Here is a 21,216-nt window from a genome sequence, read left to right on the forward strand (position 1 = left end):
GGGCTATACCGGCACCACCGCTGCGGGCTCCGGTTCGGCCTACGGGCTCTTTGCCAACCGTCTCGGTTCGATCCTGACCGCGGTCTCGATCTCAACCGGAGCCGTCGCGGCCGATTACGACTACGACGCCTTCGGCACCCAAACCCAGACCGTCAACACCATCGAGCAGCGCTACGGCTATACAGGCCGCGAGCAGGATTATGAAACCGGGCTCATCTACTACCGCGCCCGCCATTACGATCCCGCAACCGGGCAGTTCATCCAGCGTGATCCCATCGGGTTCGCTGCAGGTGACCTCAACCTATATGCGTATACTTGGAATGACCCATACAACTGGACCGATCCCTCAGGGCTAGCTACAAACACGTTGAGCCATTCTAAGCTTAGCCAACGTGTGGCAGCGGGAGCTCGGAGCGTTGTTGGGACAATTTCCGGCGGCGTAACAGGCCTAGCAGCGAATATTAGGAACGCGCTGCTCGCAATGGCCATCGTTGGCGTGGCAAACAGCGTCAGCGATGACGGCAGTGAAGCAGCGCCGCAGCCTAAAAAAGGTGGAGGAAAGAACGCGCAGCATGGAAGCCAATCCGAAGCGGACAAGATAGGTAAACAGATAAAAGAGCTGGAAGAGAGGTTGAAAGAGCTACAGGGTTCTCAAGAACCAGGTAGTAAAAAGGAGCGTCGAGATCTTGCCAAGAAAATTAAAAATCTGAAACAGAAGCAGGCGCGCGCCAAAAAAGGCGAAAATCACTCTCAAAAACCAAAGGGGAACAGGTGATGACCCAGCAAGTTGGTGAATACATCCCGCACCAAGGGTTCTTTCCATTTGAGATTGGTATGAACCTCTCCGATTTTCTTTTAGCTTTGAGCATGTGTGAGATTAAGCGGGTTTGGACAAAAAACCATGAAGATGGTGGTTCGCTGTTTTTCGATTTACTTAAGTCAGGTGTTGACTTTGAGATCGATATAAACTTGGCGCAGATCAATAAAAATAGTCTTCACATTGAAAGTATCGAGTGCCTAAAGCCGCAGTTACCACAACAAGAAGGCTCTCCTTCAGCCGAAGAATTTGCAAAATACTACAATTTTTCAATAGCGTTAGACCCGAGTATTTCAACAATGTCTCCAGAGGACGAATATAAGATTTTTGTTTCTCCAGAAGTAGCCAACGTTATTCTATTTGAAGACTTAGGAAACCTAACTTCGGTGTCTGTGTCTCAATCATAGAAAACAATAGGTTCATATCTCAATATTTTCTGAGTAATTGTGAACATAAAGAAAGAACCTGACTTCCGAACGGCTCGACCCGGTGCAGTCCAAGCACATCATCCTATGATGACCTCAACCGTCTGGTGCAGGTCCGCCAGGGCATCCCGCCCATCGATGGCGGCGTGCCGGTGCCGATCGAGGATTACCAATATGATCAGGAAGGCAACCGGACTTTCTCGAACAGCTCCTCCGGCTATGAGAGCAACGCTCATAACCAGCTGCTCGAAGACGACACCTATCGCTATGCCTATGATCTACGCGGCAACCGCATCAGCCGGACCCACAAGATCACCGATGTGGTCGAGACCTATGCCTATGACAGCCAGAACCGGTTGACCGGGTACGCGTCGGGCCCGAGTTTCGTCACCTACGCATACGATGCGCTGGACCGGCGGATTGCCAGGACGGCTCTTGGTGATGTCGAAGCCTTCGTCTACGACCCGTGGAACCCCTATGCCACCACCGCCAATGATGCGGTACTCGATTTTGAGAACGGCACGCTGGCCAAACGCTGGCTGCATGGGCCGCAGGTAGATGAACCGCTGGCCTTCGAAGGCTATACCGGTACAACCAATGCGGGCTCCGGCTCGGCCTATGGGCTGTTCGCCAACCGTCTCGGTTCGATCCTGACCGCAGTCTCGCTCTCCACCGGAGCGGTCGCCGCCGATTACGACTACGACGCCTTCGGCACCCAGACCCAGACCGTCAGCACCATCGAGCAGCGCTACGGCTACACAGGCCGAGAGCACGACCTCGAGACTGGGCTCATCTACTACCGTGCCCGGCACTACGATCCCGCAACAGGACAGTTCATCCAACGCGACCCAATCGGGTTCGCAGCAGGTGACCTCAACCTGTATGCGTACACATTCAACGACCCGTACAATTGGACCGATCCAAGCGGGCTGGCAGCAACAGCCGATTACGTCAGGAACATGGCCAGAAATGCGCGGACAGCAACTGGTGTGGTTGGAAATGTCGCAGGGGGAATTGCCTCGCTCGCGGCCAATATCCGAAATGCTCTTGCCGCAGCGTCACTTATTGGCATTGTTGCCAATGAAGGTGGCGATAGTGGCGATAGTTCAAGTCCCAAAAACAACACCAATACGGATGCTGCAGCCGCTGCAGGAGGAGCAGCGCCGCCACCCGAAGGCGGAGACGACAATGAAGGCGGCGCGAACAACTTCAAAAAGCCAAGTACGAACTTGGAGAAAGGAGACAAGGTCGATATCAATCGGTTTTCACAGAAAGTTCGAGGAACCAGCGACTTCAAAGATCCCAAGTCTGGTTGGACGATATCTAAAGACACCGCTGGGCATGGTGGGCGAGCGTGGAAACTGCTAGATAAGAAGGGTGTAAGAAAGTAATCATTGGATGCAACAGGTAGGGTTCTTTCAAAATGAATAATAGACTTGAAAAAGCCGTAAACATCGGGAGGTTGTTCCAAGGAGAAAAGCCTTGCGGGTGGTCCAAGCAAATGCTTTCGCCATTTGATGGAATCTTAAGCGTGGAGCAAGCAGAGAAAACAATAACAATATTTTCAGATCTTCCTCTTTCGGAGAGAGAAATTGTAAGAGAGGAATTTGAAAAGTTCATATCTGCATTAACTGGCCATTTCTTTGAAGTAGTATCCGCTCCCTCTAACGTGAACAGTGCGGATTCAGACGCGTTTGAAACCTTGATAGATTTAAACCAATCTAGAAAAGAATTAATTGAATACGTAGATCCGTTCCTGCAAGAGAGAGGCCAAGTAGTCGTATTTGATTTTAGCCAGAAGCTTTGCGTATTATTTTGCTATGACATGACAGTTCTGCTCGTTCATGACGGAGCGAAGCTTCCAGAAATTGCTCTGAAGAAGCTAAAGCTAGTTTCAATAGAAGACTAACTGACGCTGACCGATCTGGGCTATACCTACGACCCCGACGGCCAGCTGACGGCGATCCTCGACAAGCTCGATCCGGCGCAGTCCAAGCACATCATCTTACGATGACCTCAACCGTCTGGTGCAGGTCCGCCAGGGCATCCCGCCCATCGACGGCGGCGTGCCGGTGCCGATCGAGGATTACCAGTATGACCAGGAGGGCAACCGCACCTTGCATCGGGATGCGCCTGAACGCCTGTCGCATCAAGCAAAGCGGCGGCAAGTTCGGGCATCGTGATGTCCCCGTCCTGCATGATGACTTCACAGGAAAAAGATTGGTGAATGGCAAGTTTGCCTTTCCCCCTGGGGCGGCCTTGCGGCGCAGCGCGGGCAGCCCCGGTCCGGCGGATCGCAAGTCCCCAACGTGCGCCAGTGGCAGGCGAAAGCTTCAGGCGCAAAGCAGCCGCGCGCCCGCTTAACCCTTCTTCAATCAACTTCTCGAACCGCGACCGAAGCGCGTCTGGTAAAGGTGCTGACATGACCCATCCTCCCAAACAGGATGAATCCCAAATCGCAACTCAAGGGAATCCCCGCGATTCAGGTTTCCGGTCGGACGCTTTAATTAAAAATCTGTACCCAAAACCCGGTTAAGCTCAAACGCGTCAATTCTACCAGAGCTGGCCAACTCGTTGGCCTGCTCTTGCATTGTACTGAAACGCTGCATGCGGGCAGCATGAACTAACGCACTCTTGGTACCTCCATCCGAAATCGCCGAACTCACGGCAGAGTCAATCTCCAGCAGTTCCGACACGACCGTGCGTCCCTTTGCGCCGGAATTTGCACAGGCCTCACACCCCTCCCCTTGGCAGGTTGCACAGATTGTTCTTACCAGTCGTTGAGATAGGACCCCGCGCAAAGTGGCCGACAAAAGATAAGGAGGTATCCCAAGATCGATGAGTCGCGTCACTGCAGACAGCGAGTCATTTGTGTGGATCGTTGACAGCACCAGCCGGCCAACAAGGGCAGCCCGCACCGCGATCTCGGCAGTCTCATGGTCCCGGATTTCACCTACCATGATGACATCCGGATCTTGTCGCAATATTGCGCGCAACGCACGCGCAAAGGTCATGTCAACAGCAGGTTCGACCTGCACCTGGTTCACGCCGGGCAGGGTATATTCGATTGGATCTTCCACCGTGACGATCTTCCGATCGGAGGAGTTCAAACCACTCAGCGCAGTATACAGCGTAGTGGTTTTGCCGCTGCCTGTCGGCCCCGCGACTAGGAAGACGCCGTTGGGCATGTTCGCAATACGTTCAATGCGTTCAATTCGGGTCTGGTCGTAGCCTAATGCAGCCCAATTCAATGACACGTTGGATCGGTCGAGCAACCTCAATACGATACTCTCGCCAAATTGCGTAGGGAGGGTGGACATCCGGATATCAATGACGCTGCCTCGAACCGAAATCTGCGCCCGACCGTCCTGTGGTCGACGCTTCTCGGATATATTCAGATCAGCCATGACTTTGAGCCGCGAAATAACCGAAGCCCTCTGACCTTCTGGCACGGTCCTGGCGCTGTGGAGACGGCCGTCAACCCTGAACCGGATCGCGGCCGATGTTTCACCGGCTTCGATATGTACGTCAGATGCACCCATCCGTACGGCATCGGATATGATGTCGTTGACCAGCTTGATTGTTGGCCCATCATTGGCCAACGCGTTCAAGCGCTCGATGTCAAAGTCCGATACATCATCTTTGTTGTCGCTTGCAGGATCGCTTTGAGCCAGAAGCGTCTTGATTATCGTTGGTGTCGTTATCACCATCTGGACAGGTAATTTTAGATGAAACCCAACGCTTTCGATTGTTTCGAGCGCCCGGGGGTTCGACGTTGCCACCAGAATGGCACTGTCGTCTTCAAGTACAGGTAGAACTTCGGCTCTTTTCAGAAAGTCCCTGGGAATAGAGAGGTTCTCCAAAAGCCCGGTCTCAAAATCCGGCTCAGTGACGAATCTGAGATCCAGGAACTTAGCGAGTTCCTGATACAGATCGTCCTCATCCACAAGGCCAAATTCCAATAAGGTCTTTTCTATGGGAGTGTCGGTTTTTTGGCTCGCGTTTTCGGCACGTTGAAGTGCTGTTTGCGATATCTTTTCATTGTCTTGGAGCCATTCAAGGAACTCCGAAGTATCCAAATATGCCACAACCCTACTCCACGTTCACAAAGTTCTGTAAAAGCTTAAAGTTGTAGAGTAGACAAGAAAGAAAATAGGGGCAAATAGCCCAAAATAACGAGCGGACGAATGATCAGGCAGACATTTCGCAATGTCAGTGTCAGGCTGGCCGGTTGGGCAGATGGCTTGATACCAGAATGGGTCGGTGCCATGTTTTGGGGTCAACCCATGGCTGTGCCTGTATGGTTTCGCAAGACCCATTCTGAACAAGCCGAAATCACTCTTCCCACGGTCGCATTGACGAAGGAAATATCCATACAAGAGCAGGGCAGAAATACCCCGATTGTGGACATTTCTGTGCCTTCTGAGTTCTTCTTTGAACGACGTCTGAAGCTGCCGCTTTCCGCCCGTAGCAAGCTGGAAGAAATGTCGCTACTCGACCTCAGAAGTCGCACACCATTCGAATTAAACAACATCTATTGGCGGCTGGGAAAGATCATAATTCGAGACGGTGCTATCGAAGTTTCGCAATGGATCGTTCGGCGTGAAGACGTTGAGAGTTGGAGGCTCAACCTGAAAAAGAACGGTTACCGTGTTCGGAAGCTGTTTGTCGAAACTGAAAGTGCTCCATCCGCAATAACCGACTTTTCCGATGAGATTTTGCCGGGACGTCAAAGCTTCCGGAGATTGAACGCAGTATTGATTACAGTGGCAGTACTCGCTCTGTTTTCTGCCTGGCTTTATCCCGGCGTGTCAGCGCGCAGCGAAACCCGCGCGCTTCAGCTTGAGCTTGAAACGCTGCGATCAGAGGCGCTTCTGGAAAGACGCAAGGTAGAAGACATCCGGAAAAGAGAAGCGCAGAAAGCGGCCTTCGTTGATGCAGTGCTACTGAGACCTCTGCTTTTGGACACGGTCAGAGAACTGACCGTGAGTCTGGAGGACGATGTCTGGGTATCGACTCTGACCTTCAACACTTCGCATGTCGTCATTACAGGAGAAGCAGGGGATTCCGCAGCAGAGACAGTGCTGTCGCTAGGAAAGCGCTCAGGATTTGGCAACCCACGTCTGAGCGGACCTGTTTCACGCACGGCCCGTGGGTCTGAACAATTTGAGATTACACTCGATCTCGGAGTGTCGGGATAGTGCAGCGGACGCGCCTCATATCAATCCTAGGCCCTGTGGTTCTGTGCAGCGGTGTTGTCGCTCTGGGTGGGTTTTTCATAATAGCCCCGTTGAGCTCCTGGAAGGTCACAGGACTTGACGCTCGCTCTCAAGCGCTGGACGAGATACAGCGCACACAGGCCACGATTGACAGGTTAAAGCAGCAGAATTCCAGAATATCTCAGAATGAAGAAGAAGACTTTCTCTGGCGCGCTGAGCAGATTGGAGCGGTGACAGCTCAGATCCAAACCGCCCTTTCAGCGTCGGCTGCAAGTAATGGTGTAAGTTTGAGGTCGATAACGCCGCTGAAAACAAAACGCATGGCGTCGGTCGAGGCCGCGGGTTTTCGCCTGGAATTTGAAGCGACCCTCGATCAGGTTTTGGGATTTTTGCAGCAGATCGAATACTCGTCTCCCGCCTTGCTCGTTGAAAAAGCGTCGCTGCGGCAACTCAGCCGACCGGGGAGCGACCAGACGCAGCCTATTCTGAATGGGCAGCTCGAGTTGATCGCCCCCTTTCACGTTGGAGAGGCGGTAGCAGAATGAAATCCCTTCTGCTGGCCATGAGCGGGACATCCTTGCTGGCGGTTGCCGCGGCGCTGTGTTGCTTTGTTGCGGTCCGAGTGGTGACGTCGGTTCCTGAGCGGTTTGACCCGGCTGCCGGGTTAGAACAGAGCCAAGCAGAAGAGCGTGATGAGACAGACAGCTCCTCGAGGTCTCCTCGGTCAAAAATCTACTATGCCGCGATCCTTGAGCGTCCACTGTTTGCGCCAGAGCGTCGTCCAAGAACTCCTGACAACACTGGCGAAGAACATGAACTTGTCATGGCAGATGAGCCAGTTTCTTCTTCCGAGCGACCGGCAATATCACTGCATGGCGTAATGGTGGATGCAAACGGAAGCAAAGCCCTGATCTCCGCCGCCGAAGAAAGCCCACAATGGGTGCCCACCGGCGACAAGATCCGTGAATGGACCTTGTCTGAAATAGGACCGGACTGGGTTGAACTAAGGCTGGCGACCGAAACTTTTCGAATTGAGATGTACCAATGATGATAAACTTTTGGCACCACTTTCGGGCGGTATTTATCGCTTTGAGCCTTGTTTTTATTGCGGCGTGTGGCGATGAAAATTCGGAAGGCGGGTTCAGTTCCCGGTTTCTGGCCAATAAAGAGTCTTCAATCCGAGGGTCTTCGCAGACGGGAACAGACAGTTTGCGGCTTGCCTTAAATGGTCCCGCGCCAGAAAGACGGTATTTGGGAACTGACGAGTTCCTGGCTTCGACCCGAGGTCGACGAGAAATTGTCGAAGTCTCTGATGACGGCGCCATTACACTCAATTTGGTGAATGTTCCCATCGAACAGGCTGCGAAAGCGGTTCTTGGTGATGCGCTCAACAAGAACTATGCAATCAAACCCGGTGTAGAAGGAACAGTAACCCTACAAACGACCCGGCCGCTCAGTGAAAAAGCGTTGCTTGAAACCTTCGAAATTGTTCTTGGTTTCAATGGTGCCGGTTTGCAGACATCCGGTGACCTGATCACGATCGTCCCTTTGCAAGGGTCGTCTCGTCGGGTTACGCGGCTTGGGCAATCTCAGGAAATCGGCGCTCGATTGGTTGCTGTTCCACTGGAGTACATTGGAACCACTGAAATGATCAGGTTGTTGGAGCCGATTGTTGGCGACACGGTTGAACTCATGCCAATCCCCAATCGGAACATCATCCTGATCTCAGGTGCTCGCGACGAAATGGTTGCCGCAATAGAAGCGGTAAACCTCTTTGACGTGGACGTCTTGAAAGGAAAATCGGTTGGACTCTATCGGTTGAAAGCCGCCGAACCGGAGGCTGTGGTCGAAGAGATGAACATCATCTTTGAGACCCAAGATGGCGGTAGCCTGCAAAATGTCGTGACTTTCATTCCAAGCCAACGGCTTTCCGCAGTCATCGTTGTCAGCACCCGCTCAACTTACCTGGCCAAAGCAGAGCAATGGATACGCGACTTGGACAGAACAGCAGGCGGTGCGCGCAGACGCCCCGCTGTGTATAATCTTCAACACCGTATTGCAAAAGATCTTGCCCCCATCCTGGGAGAGATGCTGCAGGACATTGCGGAGGCCGATGAAGGCTCTGGTGAAGGTGCACCGCGTGTGGTCGCCGATGATGCAAAGAACGCAATTATCGTCTGGGGCAACGACACCGAACAGGAGAGTTTTTCGCGCCTTGTACAGGCTCTGGATACCGTGCCGGTACAGGTTCTGCTTGAAGCCACGATTGTAGAAGTCGCGTTGAAGGACGAACTGAACTTTGGTTTGCGATGGTTCTTTGAACAGGGAAACTGGGAAGGCGTGTTTACGGATGCCTCCAACGGTGCAGTTGCACCGACTTTTCCAGGGCTGTCTTTGTTGTTTCAAACCAGCTCCGCCCGAGTTGCGATCAATGCATTGGCATCGATTACAGATGTCAACATAATCTCCTCTCCCAACTTGTTGGTTCTGGACAATCAGGAGGCGCGCCTGCAGATCGGCGACGAAGTGCCAATCGCAACACAACAGTCTCAGGATGTGACCAATCCGGATGCGCCCATTATCAATACGATTGCCTATCGGGACGCAGGGATTATTCTGACCGTCAAACCGAGGGTTGCCCAGTCTGGGCAGGTTATATTGGACATCGATCAGGAAGTGAGCAGTGTTCAAAACACCACAACATCGGGTATCGACAGCCCAACAATTTCTCAGCGACGGGTAGAGACCAATGTTGTAGTTCAAGATGGTCAAACTATCGCGCTTGGCGGGTTGATTGAAGACAGCCGCACGCGAACCGATTCGAAAGTTCCCGGTGCCGGGGATATTCCGGTGCTCGGTGCGCTGTTCAGAAATCGCGAGGACAACGTCGGCAAGCGTGAACTGTTGATCCTGATTACGCCGAAGGTTGTGCGTAACGGTCAGGAAGCCAAATCGATCACCGATGAGCTGCGAGGACGGATCTCTGGAGCCAATGGGTTATTGAAAAAGGGAATCCCGTCCCAGTCTACCGGCCATAGGATCACCGAATGACAGAACGTTTTTCACATGTCTGATTAGGGAGCTCCGGCATGCCCCGTTATTCGTACACCGCTTATACCGTGTCGGGAAAACTTGAGAAAGGTGAGCTTCAGGCCGCAGATGAACTTGCTGTGTTGAGCGTGCTCACAGGGAAAGGTCTGCAACCTGTCACAATCGAGGAAGGCGCTCTAAAGCTGCCTTGGTGGCAAAGGGACATCTCGTTCAGGTCAGGAGAAACCAAAGCTACCCCCGCAGCGCTGGAACATTTTTTTCAAACCCTCGCAGGTCTTCTGGAAGTCCATCTTCCCTTGCGCCAGGCCCTTCGGTTTTGTTCCGAGAATGTCAAAGACAAACAGATGGCCCAATCTGTGTCACGTCTTGAACATGACGTTGCCGACGGCAAGACCCTGGCCTTCGCAATGCGCGAAGCGGATGGCTATTTCCCGGATCGTCTGACTACGATGATCGAGATTGGCGAGACGGCAAACAATCTGCGGAGCGTCGCGGTCCGGATCGCGGCGGGATTGGAAACTGACGCGAAACAGCGGCGGGAAATACGCTCAGCGATGATCTATCCCGTGATCCTCGTCGTAATGTCGCTTTTCGTGATGGCCCTGCTGGTCTTCTATCTGGCGCCGACGCTTGTTCCGGTTTTCGATAATGCAGATTCCGATCCGCCTTTTATCCTCGGAGCAATGACGGAGCTGCGAGATCTTCTCGCCTACAAATGGCCGGTGGTTCTCGTTCTGCTCGCCGGGGCGTTTGTTTTGTGGCAGTTACTCAAAGTGCACATAAAGACAGCGACCTATCCGATTCTTCTGAAACTGCCGGTCGTTGGGCGATATCTGCGCATCTCGGAAACCCTGAAAATCCTCGATGCTTTAACTATGATGTTGTCCAGCGGATCTACGCTTCCGCACGCTTTGGAAACAGCACAGCAAGCAACCGGGCAGCCTGCCTATCTTGCCCTTCTGAAACAATCAGAAGAGAGAGTTGTTGCGGGTGATACGCTCTCGGCCACGTTCAAATCGACACCTCTGATAGATCCAATGACCGTGGCCATGATTGAGGCCTCTGAAGCATCGGACAAGATGGTCCAGGTTTTGGATCGTCTCGTCTTAGATCTCCGCATTCGCAGCGCACAGATACGAGCACAATCCATTCGTCTGATAACACCCGTGCTGACGTTGGCCATTGGGCTTGGCGTCGGAGGTGTCATCATGTCCACCATTTCTGCCATTATGTCGCTGAACGATGTTGCATTCTGACGGTTCGTTGCGCCCCTCAACACCCACCCGAAGCACAGGGGGGTTTTCTCTGTTCGAAGTACTGATCGTTCTTTCGATACTTGCGATGGTTGTTGCTATTTCGGCGACCGGGTTTCGCCCCCCATCGGATGAAATGAGATTGAACGGGAAGGTCTCTGAACTTGCCTCACGGACCAGCGAAGCGCGCCTACAGGCGATCAGATCAAACCAACCGGTCGGCGTCGAGCTAACGGATTGCAATGGTGAACTGCTGAGTCTCGGTTTTTATCCTGACGGCACGGCGACAGGAGTTGAGATTTGCCTGGCTGAAGGAGCTCGGCAGGAAAACCTCATTCTTTCGCCTTTGACTGGCCAGGTGTCGATGGGCAAAGGCAATGAGTAGGCGAGGGGGGTATTCGCTATTTGAGGTTTTGATCGCTTTTGCGGTCATGACGATGGTGCTGGCTGTTGTGCTACCCGGTCAGGCGGAGTTTCTGGAGCGTTCCACCTCAAGCGCCAGACGGGCTGATGCTGCAGATGTCGCATATTCCAGGCTGAGTGAGTTGGGTGTCGCGCGCGCTCTGGCGCTGGGAGAAACAAGCGAAAGGGTTGGGAATTGGATCTTGCATCAACGCATTGTGCCGCATTCCAGTACAGTGTTTGACATTGATTTGGCTGACGTCACCATTGAAATCGAAGACAGGTCAGGCAATGTTCTTTTTCAGGCTACAGAAACTCGGGTGATGGAATGAACGCGCGGTCAGGCCTCAGCCTGTTTGAGCTTTTGATCGCCCTGGCATTGCTTGCTCTCATCGCTGTGGGATTGTCCGGGTCGCTCAGTTTCGCCGTATCGGTCTATGATCGCGCGCGCCTTGATCCGAAACAGAGCGCACAAGTCGCGCTGAAAGCGCGTTTGCGGTCTTGGTTATCCAATGCAAATTCGCCATCCGGTATCACGCCATATCCTATTGAATTTGTTGGTGAGGCAAATCGACTGGAGTTCACGACAACCCATACCAAAGGGTTTGCTCCCGAAGCGGCTGCTCTGAGGGTTCTCGTCGAGAATGACGCGGACAATCTTATGATGACCATTGCCGAAATGGATGACGATGGGACGGTTTTAACCATTCACTCTGCCACTGTTGCGGAAGGCATCAATCCGGTATTTTCGTATTTTGAGGCTCACCCCGATGATCCCGCCTGGGGTGGAACTTGGTCTGATGTTGCTCGTTTACCGACCTTGGTGCGAATAGAAAGCGCGAACGGTGATGCCGTGAACTGGAATACGTTCGTTGCAAGACCGCTCCTAAACTAACCTCGGTGGCTAGGGTCTTTGCAAACATCTGTTTTGATACAGAATTTGCACTTCGTTTGTAAATCTACTCAGCTACAGACGGCTGACAGGTGTAATCCGTTATATGTTCAATTATCCAAGAACCGAAGAATTGAGGCCGGCCGGCTGACTGCGGGATATTCCCGCGCTCGCTGTGCGATCTGACTTCTTGAGCTCAAAGGCGAAGACGGGCGGCGGGCGAAAGCTCTACAACTCTTAGTCCGCTGTTTGACGCAACACTGACTTGCCCATTGTTCCATGCATAGACAACCGCCATTGTTTTGCCTGTAGCGGCGTCCTGCACTTCAATTATCGGTTCGCCTTTTTTTGCTCGTTCGTTTTGTTGCTGTGTCGACATTTTCATTCCTTGGTAATCGTAGGGCCCAACCTTCAAAGCCCGGGATTCCGAGACGGGTAGAGCCCTTACTGCGGTTCGACTATTGCACTTCACCCCAAGACCTGGAGCGGATAATTGCTCAACTTAGGGAAGAGTATATCGGCGCGTTGACAATCACACGAACTGCGACGAAACAGGACGAAATGGAACGAAACACGATCGTGTAAACCATTGATAAAAAGTGGAAGATACTTTGTTCCTCCGCTGAATGATAGCAGCGACTTCAAGGAACTATTCAAGTATCTGGTATCTGTGGGGGCTGGCTTACCCGCTGACCAGACGGGTCTTCCTGCGGGCTCTTGGACCCCAGAGCTACTTGCCAGCACCATCTCCCGGTTCGATTCCAACGAAGCTGGCATCGAACTACGGACCGTTCAGCATTGGTTTCAGGATAACGACAGGGGAATAAGCACCGACAATATTCATTGGCTGGCACGTGTCTTCGGCTGTGACGATCCTGACGCGGTCAGCGCGTGGCGGGTGGAACTTAGTGCTGCCAACAGGCGCCTTGCCGCAAAAAGACGGGACAAGCGGCGCGGTCAGAAACTTGGTGCGGAACTTTCGAACGGAACGGTTGAAAGCGTCGGAACTGACGTTAGCGGAATGGGCCCAGGACGCGCTGATTTGGTTGCGTCAAAAAGGATTCCTGGTTTGGCCGGAAGAACGGAAGCAATCTTTAGCACTCATTCCTCTTTGGGTTTGCCGGTCATCGTATTTGCCGCTGCTACAGCGCTAGGACTCATGTCGTTTTCGCTGAACATTCACAGCGTTGTTTTCACACCACCAAATGGAATGCCAAAACAGGTCGGGTTCTTGTGGGCGCCGAACTGGACAATTGTCTTCATGGCACTTCTGCCGACGTATTTTGCAGTACTGATCAATCTATTGAAGTCATGGAAGGAAGAATGGCGACCAAACCTGTCAAAGTTGATAGACCCAAAGTCACGCAGCCCGAGCTGGGCGGGTAGGGTGGCGATGGCTTCCTATGCGTACTGGGCGGTGTTTGGTGTGACTGTCGCGATCGCTTCGGGCTTCAACTGGGCGGAGACCCACCTGATCCCTCTGCTGACCGGGAAGGCAGGGAATTGGGCGGTCGATTGGGGCAGAATAGCGATCTTCCGTCCCGACTTGATATCAGTTCCAAGCGCGGTCGTGTTTTCCGGCTTTGTCTTTCTCCTTAACGCTTTTGGCTCTTACCTCTTCTTCACTGGCCTCATTGTTCTCTATTCCGTTACGGATGATTTCGTTGACTTCGTGAGAAGACTTGGGCGCAGCGTGACCGTCGAACAGCGCGGGTTTGTTGAAAGAGTGGGCCGTTCGATAATGGTTGGGGTCTTTCGGTGTACGTCCCTGGGATTGGTGATCACCATTTTGATGAAGCTACAAGCCAGCTTCTTGCTGTCGGAAAGCGTGGATATTGTTGGTTGGATGGCAGTCGACGGTCTCAACGCATTCCGATCTGATAGGATACAGTTCGACAAATATGGGCTCGGCCAGAGTGCGCCGGGGCACTATTACAGCTTCTTTTGCCTGATCATCATAGTCACGGTCTTTATTGTGTGCGCTGCCAGAATACGGGCAGTATTGGCCCATGTGGGTTCTTTACATCGGGATGCTGCGTCCCGCATCCCCTGGTTAGTGATGAACGGAGTCATGGTTCTGTTGACGACAACGTACATCCTTGTCGGTGTGGTCCCCGGATTCACAATCCTGCTGATCGTATCATTTGTCGTGGCCGCATATTTCACCATTCGACCCGCCTCAGGGCGGCAAAAATCTTCAACAAAGCGAGAGTATGATGCATCGGTTTAATGTCCTGAATGAGGCCCCTTTTCATCCCCGGATAGCTGAAGGGCCAGGCAACGTGACTGCCTATTGGATTCACACCGATGACAATGTGCGGCTTAGGGTGGTCCATTGGCCGACTTCCAAGCCATCACAAGGCACGGTCTTTCTGTTCCAGGGGCGAACAGAGAATACCGAAAAATACGGGCGCACCGTCGAGTATCTGAATAGCTTTGGCTACACTGCGTTCGCTGTAGACTGGCGCGGCCAAGGACTTTCGGACAGGCTCACCGAAGATCCGATGATGGGGCACGTTGTTCGGTTCTCTGACTATCAGAAAGATGTCTCTGCTACGATTGACGCAGCCAAATCGCTAAATCTGCCGCAGCCTTGGTTCCTGATCGGGCACTCGCTGGGGGCGTGTGTTGGTCTACGCGCAATAGCTGAAGGACTCCCGGTATCTGCCTGCGCGTTCACGGCGCCATTGTGGGACATAAATCTTCCAAGATTGCAGCGCCTCGGTGCCTGGCCTTTGACATGGGCGTTTCAGACACTTGGCAAAGGTGACACCTACGCTCCGGGTACCCGTGGAGAAAGTTATGTTCTGGCGACTGATTTCAATGACAACAGGCTGACACACGATCCTGATATGTACGAATACTATGTGAACATTTCGGATTCTCTGCCTGATCAAGTGATTGGCGGGCCTAGTATGGGGTGGCTGTTTCAGGCACTCAAAGAAACCAGGTCGTTGTCAAAAATGCCGTCCCCCGACATACCATGTATCACGTTCTGCGGCGCCGAAGATGAAATCGTAGCAATTTCGGCAATACAGGATCGAATGGGCCGCTGGCCTGATGGGAGATTGGAACTGATACAGGGCGCAAGACACGATGTTCTTTATGAGATGCCAAAGGTTCGCGAGAACGTGTTGGCCCAAATATGCCAACTCTTCTCAACATCAAGCGAAGAAACGCGGAAGGCACCGGACCCATCAAGTGGTGCGGCATTGGTTGAAAATCAATGACCTTGTTCGGAGGCAGTGGAAAGCGCGACCCTATCAGGCAACTACACAATTTCTAGTATCGTTTGAAGCACCGCCACGTGTGCGAGGCATTCCGGCACCAAGGGGTCCGTTCCGATAGGGGGCAGGATCGTACGTTAGTGTCCGAATGAGGTTCGTTCAGCGTTACAGCGGCACGTCACCGTGTTTTGGATGAGATCCTGCTCTGGAAGAGTCATAAAACTGGTACGGTGGAATTCTTAGGTGCCCCTCCCTATTCGGACACACCTGCCCTTCGCTGCGAGGGGCACGAACTAGGAGGATGCGGACAAAGGTACATTTCGCTGCGGCTGCTCAAATGTCCGTTTCAATTGCATCCTAGCGACCATAACCCGCGACAGCATCAAACCGTTACATTGCCTGGTGTACTAGACGGTAACTTTGAGAGGACGGAATGCCAGAACTCGACGAACTACTCTCGGCTGCGCTCGACTTAGCTGAAATTTCTGCTGAGCTTTCGACGAAGGCTTGGGCCGGAGATTTAGTTGTTGATTACAAGCAAGATGGTTCCTCTTTAACTAAGGCTGACCTTTCTATTGAGACACGATGGCGCGAGGAAATCAGATCACGATTTCCAACACATGGTGTGCTGGGGGAGGAATACGGCTCTGAAGTTGGGCAAAGCGCCTTCACTTGGGTGCTCGATCCAATCGACGGTACCCGTCAATTTGGCGCAGGTTTGTTAAACTTCGCATCGCTTATCAGTGTGTGTCGCAATGGCGTTCCAGTTGTTGGCATCATAGACTTGCCAATGCCAGGAGCACGTTACGTCGCGGCGGAACGCTTAGGCACAACACTGGGCGGTCGCCGCGTCAGCAGTAGTAAAAGGCTGGATATCAAGGATGCAGTCATCAGTCTTGCCAATCCCGATAGTTTTTCAAGCAATAGCGCAAACGGATTTGAAAACCTCAGGGCACTAGGACGTGTGAGAGTGTTTGATGGCGGTGCCGCGGCTTACGGTGCCCTTTCCCGAGGCCTGGTAGATATATGTCTAAACGGTAACGACCTTGACGCATACGATATCTGTGCTTTGTGCCCGGTTGTGCAGGAAGCTGGCGGTGTAATTACCGACTGGAAGGGTAAACCTCTGTCCATTGAATCTAGCGGATGCATTATAGCATCCGCGTCGGATTCCCTTCATAGGAACACGCTGCAGTTGCTCCAAACTTAAAGTGTATCAGAGGCTACACTCGAAGAAATCGACATTCATGCAATCCGCAGCATCGGTGAGAATGGGCTCTTCCGACGCCTTCGCCGCGCCGGTCGCGAGTGGCCGGTTCAGGCCGTAGTGCCGTTCGCTGCTCCTTGCATAAACTGGAAAGAGGCGGGACCTTGTTGCCATTGGGGTTGTTGTTCTGAACGTCGGCTTCTGACCCGTGAGGCCATTTGGCTGCCCAGAAGGGCCCTTTTCATGAAATCATCTCGGCGATAGCCTCTTGATATGAAAAAAACTGTTGTACTTCGTGGCTACCAATTCAGTGTGTACAACCGTATTGCACGGGTGGCGTTGCACGAGAAAGGCGTTTCATACGACACTGAGGAAATCGACCCTTTTGCGGACGATATTCCCGCGCACTACATGCTACGGCAACCATTTGGCCGCGTTCCGGTCCTGAGCCATGGTGCGTTCGATGTTTACGAGACGTCCGCCATTGGTCGTTACGTTGACGCGGTTTTCGACGGTCCTCGTCTAGTGCCTCTGGGAGGCGAAAGCCTTACGCGATTGGCCCAAGTTGTTTCTATCGTGGACAGCTACGGCTACCGCCCAATGGTTCGCCAGGTCTTCGCCCACCGCATCTTTCGCCCAGCGGTAGGAGAAGAGAGCGATGAGGCCGAGATCGAAAATGGCTTGGCCGCATCGCGGCCTGTTCTGCAGGCACTCGATACACTGGCTTCAGAAGCGCATGTCCTCGACGGACGGGTATTCACGCTCGCTGATTGTCACCTTGCACCGATGATCGCGTATTTTGTACAGGCCCCGGAGGGGAAAACGGCTCTAAGCAACTACTCCGCTCTATCCGATTGGTGGGCATTGACCTCGCAGCGGGCAAGTGTCGCTGACACTGAGCCTAGCCTGCCAGCGATTCACGTCGCGTAAGTTGTTGCTCATTCGCGCAGACCGCATCATCAGCTCATACAGGCGGATGCTGCAAGCGTCGCGAACTGCCGCTATATGCAAGAGTAACGATCTAGGTTGGACCCGCTGAAATGCCGCGAAATATATCAATACCACATGCCGCCAATGTGCTGCGAGCGGCGAAACGCGTGCTCGTGGTTGGATGCTCCGGAGGTGGAAAAAGCACGCTTTCTCTTAAGATATCAGAGCGCTATGACTTAGAATACCTGTCCTACGACCGGGACGTCCGCTGGTTGCCTGGTTGGCGGGTTCGCGATCGAGAAGAGCAGCGCCTGATCGTTTCCGACCTTGTGAAAAGGGATCGATGGGTTATGGACGGCACAACTGTATCAACCTTCGACCTGCGTCTCCCTCGCGCCGATTTATTGATTTGGGTTCGAGTTCCTCGACGTGTAGCACTGGCCGGCGTCGCTCGACGGGTGGTTGCAAGCTATGGCAGGGTTCGGATCGACATGGCCGACGGATGTCCAGAGCAATTGCCTGATCGCGAGTTCCTGGCATTTATCTGGACATTTGAAACTCGGGCTGCGCCCCGCATAGCAAGGGGCATTGATCGTTACGGTCCAATCCTTCCGGTGGTGACGCTCACGTCGCGTAGCGAGTTCACGGCGTTGGTTGATGCCTGAAAGGTGAAGTCGCCAAACCGTGCTAACCCGTGTGCGATCAATCTGTCGATCAGCTCCGGTCCGTCGATCCCGCTTGCAGCCATCGTCTCCGGATACATGCTGATGTCCGTGAATCCCGGCATGGTGTTCAGTTCGTTCACGACCAGTTCGCCATCGGCCTTACGGAAAAAATCCACGCGAGCCACTCCGTCAAACCCAACCGCTTGAAACGCCTGGGCGGCCATCGAGCGGATCGACGCTTCATCGTCGTCGGAGAGATCGGCAGGAACGTGAAGTTTGGTCCCATCCGGATCAGTATATTTCGCATCATAGGTGTAGAACCCATGCGTGGTGGAAGGAACAATCTCACCCGGCCTAGAGACGAACAGAGACCCGTCCGACTCTTCCAAGACCGCGCATTCAATTTCGCGGCCTGTGATATGTTCCTCCGCAAGCACCCGTTGAGCCCGCTATAAAATTGCTGGGTCTCCAACGGCCGTCCCGCCCGACATATATCGGCACGGGTTCATACTTCTCGCGATCCATCGCGGAGAGGATGTTCGTCGCGGAGAGCACTGAAACCTCGTGCTCGTCCGACCGGCCACCGAACAGCACCATGATCCGCAGCCGCTTATCGTTTTCCGTGTCTGTCATTAGGTTCCTATTCCTGCATCGAGAGCGGCGACGGGCGGAACAGCCGCTCGCTTCCACGTCATCACAATAATCGCCGTGACCGTGATCTGGACCGCTGCGAACATCAACATCGCCGACAATAGGCCGAACATATCCGCCAATGCACCGCTGGCGATCACGGGAAGCGAAAACCCGAAATACGCATAGACGAAAAGACCCGCCGTCGCCCGCGCCCGGTCGTCCGGCGCACGCAAAGAGACTTCTGCCAGTGAAGCGAGATAGGTGAAGCCGTAGCTTGCCGCGCTGGTGATGCAGGTTCCGACAAGAACGAATGCCAGAACCTTCAACCACACTCCGACCAGAAGGACGAGAAAGCCGAGTGGGATCAGTACGAACCCGAGAGCGAGAGCGCGGTCATTGGTCATGCGCCGGGCTATCGGCTGACAGAGGAAGCCCACGAAGATCGCCAAAAAGATGACGAGACCCGTCCATCCGCCGAGGTCGTTTGCGGCAAGCTCCAGCGGAACGACCGCGATGGTCATGCCGGTCGTGGACCAGGCCAGCGCCATTGCGGCCCCGAACATCCATGTGCAAGCAGGGAAGACCGGGAGACGCAGAAGCGATACCGGCTTGGGTTTGTCGATGCGCGGCAGTCCAAGGGCAATCACGGCAAGGACCGGAGCCACCAGAAACAGTGCGATATAGCTCGCGGGCAGGAGCGTCGGCCCTTGCACACCGAGGCTGATACCGGTCGCCAGAGCGCCGCCGCCAAAGCCGAGCGACGTGGCGGAGGTGACAATGAGAGCGGCGTTCTTGGCGCGGTCCACCCCGAAAATTTCCGTCATGTAGGCGGTTCCGGCGGTCGTCGCGAGACCGGTGCCGATCCCGAGCAGCAAGCGCGCGATCACAAGACTTGTCCAGCTTGGCGCAAGCACGAGGAGCGCCGTCGCCATGACACCGAGGATCAACGCCAGTGCAATCGGAACCCGTCGCCCGATCCGGTCCGAGAGCCCGCCGAGCAGCAACAGCGTCGGCATGAGGCCCCCGACATAGGCCGCAAACGCGACCGTCACCTCTGTCGCTCCAACATCACTTTCGGCCGCATAGGCATCATAGAGCGGAGCCTGAAGGTTCACGGCGAACGTCACCGTGAACAGCCCAAGGGCGAGCAGTGAAACCGGGATCAGTTTGGACATGGGGTGCGGACCTCAAAGATTGACTTGAGACCGGAATGCCATGAGGTAGACAGTAGGACAATTTTTCTATTGTACTAGATACAGTGAGAACATGGGAAAAGCCCGATACATACGCCTCGCCGAGATGCTCTCAAACGCGATCCAGGATGGCAAACTTGCTCCCGGCATGAAGCTGCCGACACATCGCGCGTTTGCGGAACAGTTCAATGTGGCCCTTGCCACTGCGACTCGTGCCTACGGGGAGCTGGAGCGCAGGGGCTTGATCGTCGGCGAAGCCGGGCGCGGCACGTTCGTGCGCGACCTCGGCTTGCCCCCCACGCTGGGGGTTCGACAGACCGCTAGCGATGGTCTCATCGACCTGGTTTTCAACATGCCGAGTGACGCGGCTGATGCGGATATGTTGCGTGCGGGCCTGCGGCGACTTGCGGCGGCGGGCGATCTTGAGGCGATGCTACGCTACCAGGGGTCGAGTCCGGCTGAGTGCAGAATAGGGCGTTTAGCCCGGAGTCCGATATTGCCGCCACCTATGTGATCGTTTTCTCAACCAAACGATAGAATTCATCTTTGGCGTATATCTCTTGCCAAGGCTTATGTCCGCACCGCTTGATTTCAACAAATTCAGCAGAAGGAAGTGCTGCCTGCAATGGCAACCTCACACCTTCTGACGGTCTTGGGTCGTAATCACCATGGATCGCCAGGACAGGGCATCGGATGGTGGAAATAGCTTCCAGAAGCGAGCCGTCTTTGCGCATGCCATCAGCTTCGGGCCAAACTGCCTTGTGAATAACTTCATCAAAAACAACATTGGGTTGCGCGGACGTGTCTCGTGAGTAGGTGTCTGCCATATCACTGAGTTCAATGAAGCGAGCGGCGTCTGTGGGACTCTCAGCCATGGAGCGCAAAGTCAGCAATTCGGCCTGCTCCTCGTCTGACAGGCGCACTTTTTTTGTGGTTCGGATTGCTTCAGTGTAACGCGCTTCGAGTGGTCCACTCCCGACAAGGATGAGTGCACGGACCAAATCCTCGTGTTGCGCAGCAAGCAAACATCCGAGCCAGGCACCCCAAGACCAACCGATGACAAGCACAGGAGGCTCACAATATTGTTCGATCTGCGATCTGAGTTCATCAACCTGTCCACCCACTGATTGGCGCGTTTGGAAGGGTTCAAGAACATCATAGCCCATGTGCCCAAGTTCACGCGCAAACGGTTCTGCCTCTCCKGCACCGCCAGGCCCGCCCTGATGCATGACAACGCGCCAGGGAGCTTTTCCGTATTGCCTAACAGCTTTTAGTAACTTGCACATTTTGTGATCGTCACCT

The 21,216-nt window shown here is 53.8% G+C and carries 23 protein-coding genes; 17 read left to right on the forward strand and 6 right to left on the reverse strand.

Going from position 1 to position 21,216, the window contains the following annotated elements; genetic code table 11:
- The 4 genes from JT51_RS20470 to JT51_RS20485 form a co-directional block, all read left to right on the forward strand.
- The coding region (locus JT51_RS20470) for an RHS repeat-associated core domain-containing protein (RefSeq protein ID WP_037317560.1) at window positions 1-775 on the forward strand (775 nt) is incomplete at its 5' end.
- Window positions 775-1,224 (forward strand): hypothetical protein, encoded by a 450-nt coding sequence (locus JT51_RS20475; protein ID WP_037317563.1) that lies wholly within the window; start codon window positions 775-777, stop codon window positions 1,222-1,224. The genes JT51_RS20470 and JT51_RS20475, both read left to right, overlap by 1 nt.
- A 125-nt stretch (window positions 1,225-1,349) precedes the next feature.
- Entirely contained in the window at window positions 1,350-2,633 is a 1,284-nt protein-coding gene (locus JT51_RS20480) for an RHS repeat-associated core domain-containing protein (protein WP_037317566.1), read from the forward strand.
- Between the two features lie 32 nt (window positions 2,634-2,665).
- Window positions 2,666-3,151, forward strand: coding sequence for a hypothetical protein (locus JT51_RS20485; protein ID WP_037317569.1), 486 nt, complete (start codon window positions 2,666-2,668; stop codon window positions 3,149-3,151).
- Window positions 3,152-3,749: 598 nt separating this feature from the next.
- On the opposite strand, the gene JT51_RS20495 is transcribed toward JT51_RS20485, so the two are convergent.
- A complete protein-coding gene (locus tag JT51_RS20495) occupies window positions 3,750-5,330 on the reverse strand; it encodes a GspE/PulE family protein (RefSeq protein WP_037317575.1) in 1,581 nt (526 codons plus the stop codon).
- 99 nt (window positions 5,331-5,429) lie between these two features.
- On the opposite strand from JT51_RS20495, the gene JT51_RS20500 reads away from it, so the two are divergent.
- Genes JT51_RS20500 through JT51_RS20535 form a run of 8 tightly spaced genes read left to right on the forward strand, consistent with a single transcriptional unit; the run spans window position 5,430 to window position 12,062 of the window.
- The gene (locus JT51_RS20500) at window positions 5,430-6,443 is read left to right on the forward strand and encodes a PilN domain-containing protein (RefSeq protein ID WP_037317579.1); all 1,014 of its coding nucleotides are present in this window, start codon (window positions 5,430-5,432) and stop codon (window positions 6,441-6,443) included.
- Between the two features lie 35 nt (window positions 6,444-6,478).
- Window positions 6,479-7,006: a type II secretion system protein GspM gene (gene gspM / locus JT51_RS20505; RefSeq protein WP_268745986.1), complete on the forward strand. Its 528-nt coding sequence runs from the start codon at window positions 6,479-6,481 to the stop codon at window positions 7,004-7,006.
- A complete protein-coding gene (locus tag JT51_RS20510; protein WP_037317584.1) occupies window positions 7,003-7,509 on the forward strand; it encodes a hypothetical protein in 507 nt (168 codons plus the stop codon). Before gspM ends, JT51_RS20510 begins: the two co-directional genes overlap by 4 nt.
- Entirely contained in the window at window positions 7,506-9,512 is a 2,007-nt protein-coding gene (gspD, locus tag JT51_RS20515; RefSeq protein ID WP_051927679.1) for a type II secretion system secretin GspD, read from the forward strand. The genes JT51_RS20510 and gspD overlap by 4 nt, the downstream gene beginning before the upstream one ends.
- 38 nt (window positions 9,513-9,550) lie before the next feature.
- Entirely contained in the window at window positions 9,551-10,768 is a 1,218-nt protein-coding gene (locus JT51_RS20520; RefSeq protein WP_037317586.1) for a type II secretion system F family protein, read from the forward strand.
- Window positions 10,755-11,150 carry a pilus assembly FimT family protein gene (locus JT51_RS20525; RefSeq protein ID WP_037317589.1) on the forward strand — a complete coding sequence of 132 codons (396 nt, stop codon included), beginning with the start codon at window positions 10,755-10,757 and terminating at the stop codon, window positions 11,148-11,150. The genes JT51_RS20520 and JT51_RS20525 overlap by 14 nt, the downstream gene beginning before the upstream one ends.
- Window positions 11,143-11,499, forward strand: a complete 357-nt coding sequence (locus JT51_RS20530; RefSeq protein WP_152563414.1) for a prepilin-type N-terminal cleavage/methylation domain-containing protein — start codon at window positions 11,143-11,145, stop codon at window positions 11,497-11,499. The genes JT51_RS20525 and JT51_RS20530 overlap by 8 nt, the downstream gene beginning before the upstream one ends.
- A complete protein-coding gene (locus JT51_RS20535) occupies window positions 11,496-12,062 on the forward strand; it encodes a prepilin-type N-terminal cleavage/methylation domain-containing protein (protein WP_037317595.1) in 567 nt (188 codons plus the stop codon). Before JT51_RS20530 ends, JT51_RS20535 begins: the two co-directional genes overlap by 4 nt.
- Window positions 12,063-12,255: 193 nt before the next feature.
- On the opposite strand, the gene JT51_RS21890 is transcribed toward JT51_RS20535, so the two are convergent.
- Window positions 12,256-12,438: a hypothetical protein gene (locus JT51_RS21890; protein WP_152563415.1), complete on the reverse strand. Its 183-nt coding sequence runs from the start codon at window positions 12,436-12,438 to the stop codon at window positions 12,256-12,258.
- 210 nt (window positions 12,439-12,648) lie between these two features.
- Between JT51_RS21890 and JT51_RS20540 the strand changes: the two genes are divergently transcribed.
- From JT51_RS20540 to JT51_RS20555, 4 genes are all read left to right on the forward strand, one after another.
- The gene (locus JT51_RS20540) at window positions 12,649-14,289 is read left to right on the forward strand and encodes an RcgA family putative transporter (protein WP_037317599.1); all 1,641 of its coding nucleotides are present in this window, start codon (window positions 12,649-12,651) and stop codon (window positions 14,287-14,289) included.
- A 52-nt stretch (window positions 14,290-14,341) separates the two neighbouring features.
- Window positions 14,342-15,289: an alpha/beta hydrolase gene (locus tag JT51_RS20545; protein WP_235216221.1), complete on the forward strand. Its 948-nt coding sequence runs from the start codon at window positions 14,342-14,344 to the stop codon at window positions 15,287-15,289.
- A 430-nt stretch (window positions 15,290-15,719) separates the two neighbouring features.
- Window positions 15,720-16,496 (forward strand): inositol monophosphatase family protein, encoded by a 777-nt coding sequence (locus JT51_RS20550; RefSeq protein ID WP_037317601.1) that lies wholly within the window; start codon window positions 15,720-15,722, stop codon window positions 16,494-16,496.
- Window positions 16,497-16,766: 270 nt separating this feature from the next.
- Window positions 16,767-17,423 carry a glutathione S-transferase family protein gene (locus tag JT51_RS20555; RefSeq protein ID WP_037317603.1) on the forward strand — a complete coding sequence of 219 codons (657 nt, stop codon included), beginning with the start codon at window positions 16,767-16,769 and terminating at the stop codon, window positions 17,421-17,423.
- Between the two features lie 595 nt (window positions 17,424-18,018).
- Here the strand turns inward: JT51_RS20555 and JT51_RS20560 are convergent.
- The 3 genes from JT51_RS20560 to JT51_RS20565 are packed head-to-tail and all read right to left on the reverse strand — an operon-like array spanning window position 18,019 to window position 19,896.
- Entirely contained in the window at window positions 18,019-18,525 is a 507-nt protein-coding gene (locus tag JT51_RS20560) for an ATP-grasp domain-containing protein (protein WP_037317608.1), read from the reverse strand.
- On the reverse strand, window positions 18,488-18,721 hold the full coding sequence (locus tag JT51_RS22460) for a hypothetical protein (RefSeq protein ID WP_200876133.1): 234 nt from the start codon (window positions 18,719-18,721) through the stop codon (window positions 18,488-18,490). Before JT51_RS22460 ends, JT51_RS20560 begins: the two co-directional genes overlap by 38 nt.
- Entirely contained in the window at window positions 18,721-19,896 is a 1,176-nt protein-coding gene (locus JT51_RS20565; protein WP_037317612.1) for an MFS transporter, read from the reverse strand. The genes JT51_RS22460 and JT51_RS20565 overlap by 1 nt, the downstream gene beginning before the upstream one ends.
- Before the next feature lie 91 nt (window positions 19,897-19,987).
- On the opposite strand from JT51_RS20565, the gene JT51_RS20570 reads away from it, so the two are divergent.
- Entirely contained in the window at window positions 19,988-20,428 is a 441-nt protein-coding gene (locus tag JT51_RS20570) for a GntR family transcriptional regulator (protein WP_037317615.1), read from the forward strand.
- On the opposite strand, the gene JT51_RS20575 is transcribed toward JT51_RS20570, so the two are convergent.
- Window positions 20,421-21,216: alpha/beta fold hydrolase (locus JT51_RS20575; RefSeq protein ID WP_152563416.1), on the reverse strand; the 796-nt coding region annotated here is incomplete at its 5' end. The genes JT51_RS20570 and JT51_RS20575 overlap by 8 nt on opposite strands.

Origin of the sequence: Ruegeria halocynthiae, assembly GCF_000743705.1 — a bacterium.
Lineage (GTDB): Bacteria > Pseudomonadota > Alphaproteobacteria > Rhodobacterales > Rhodobacteraceae > Ruegeria > Ruegeria halocynthiae_B.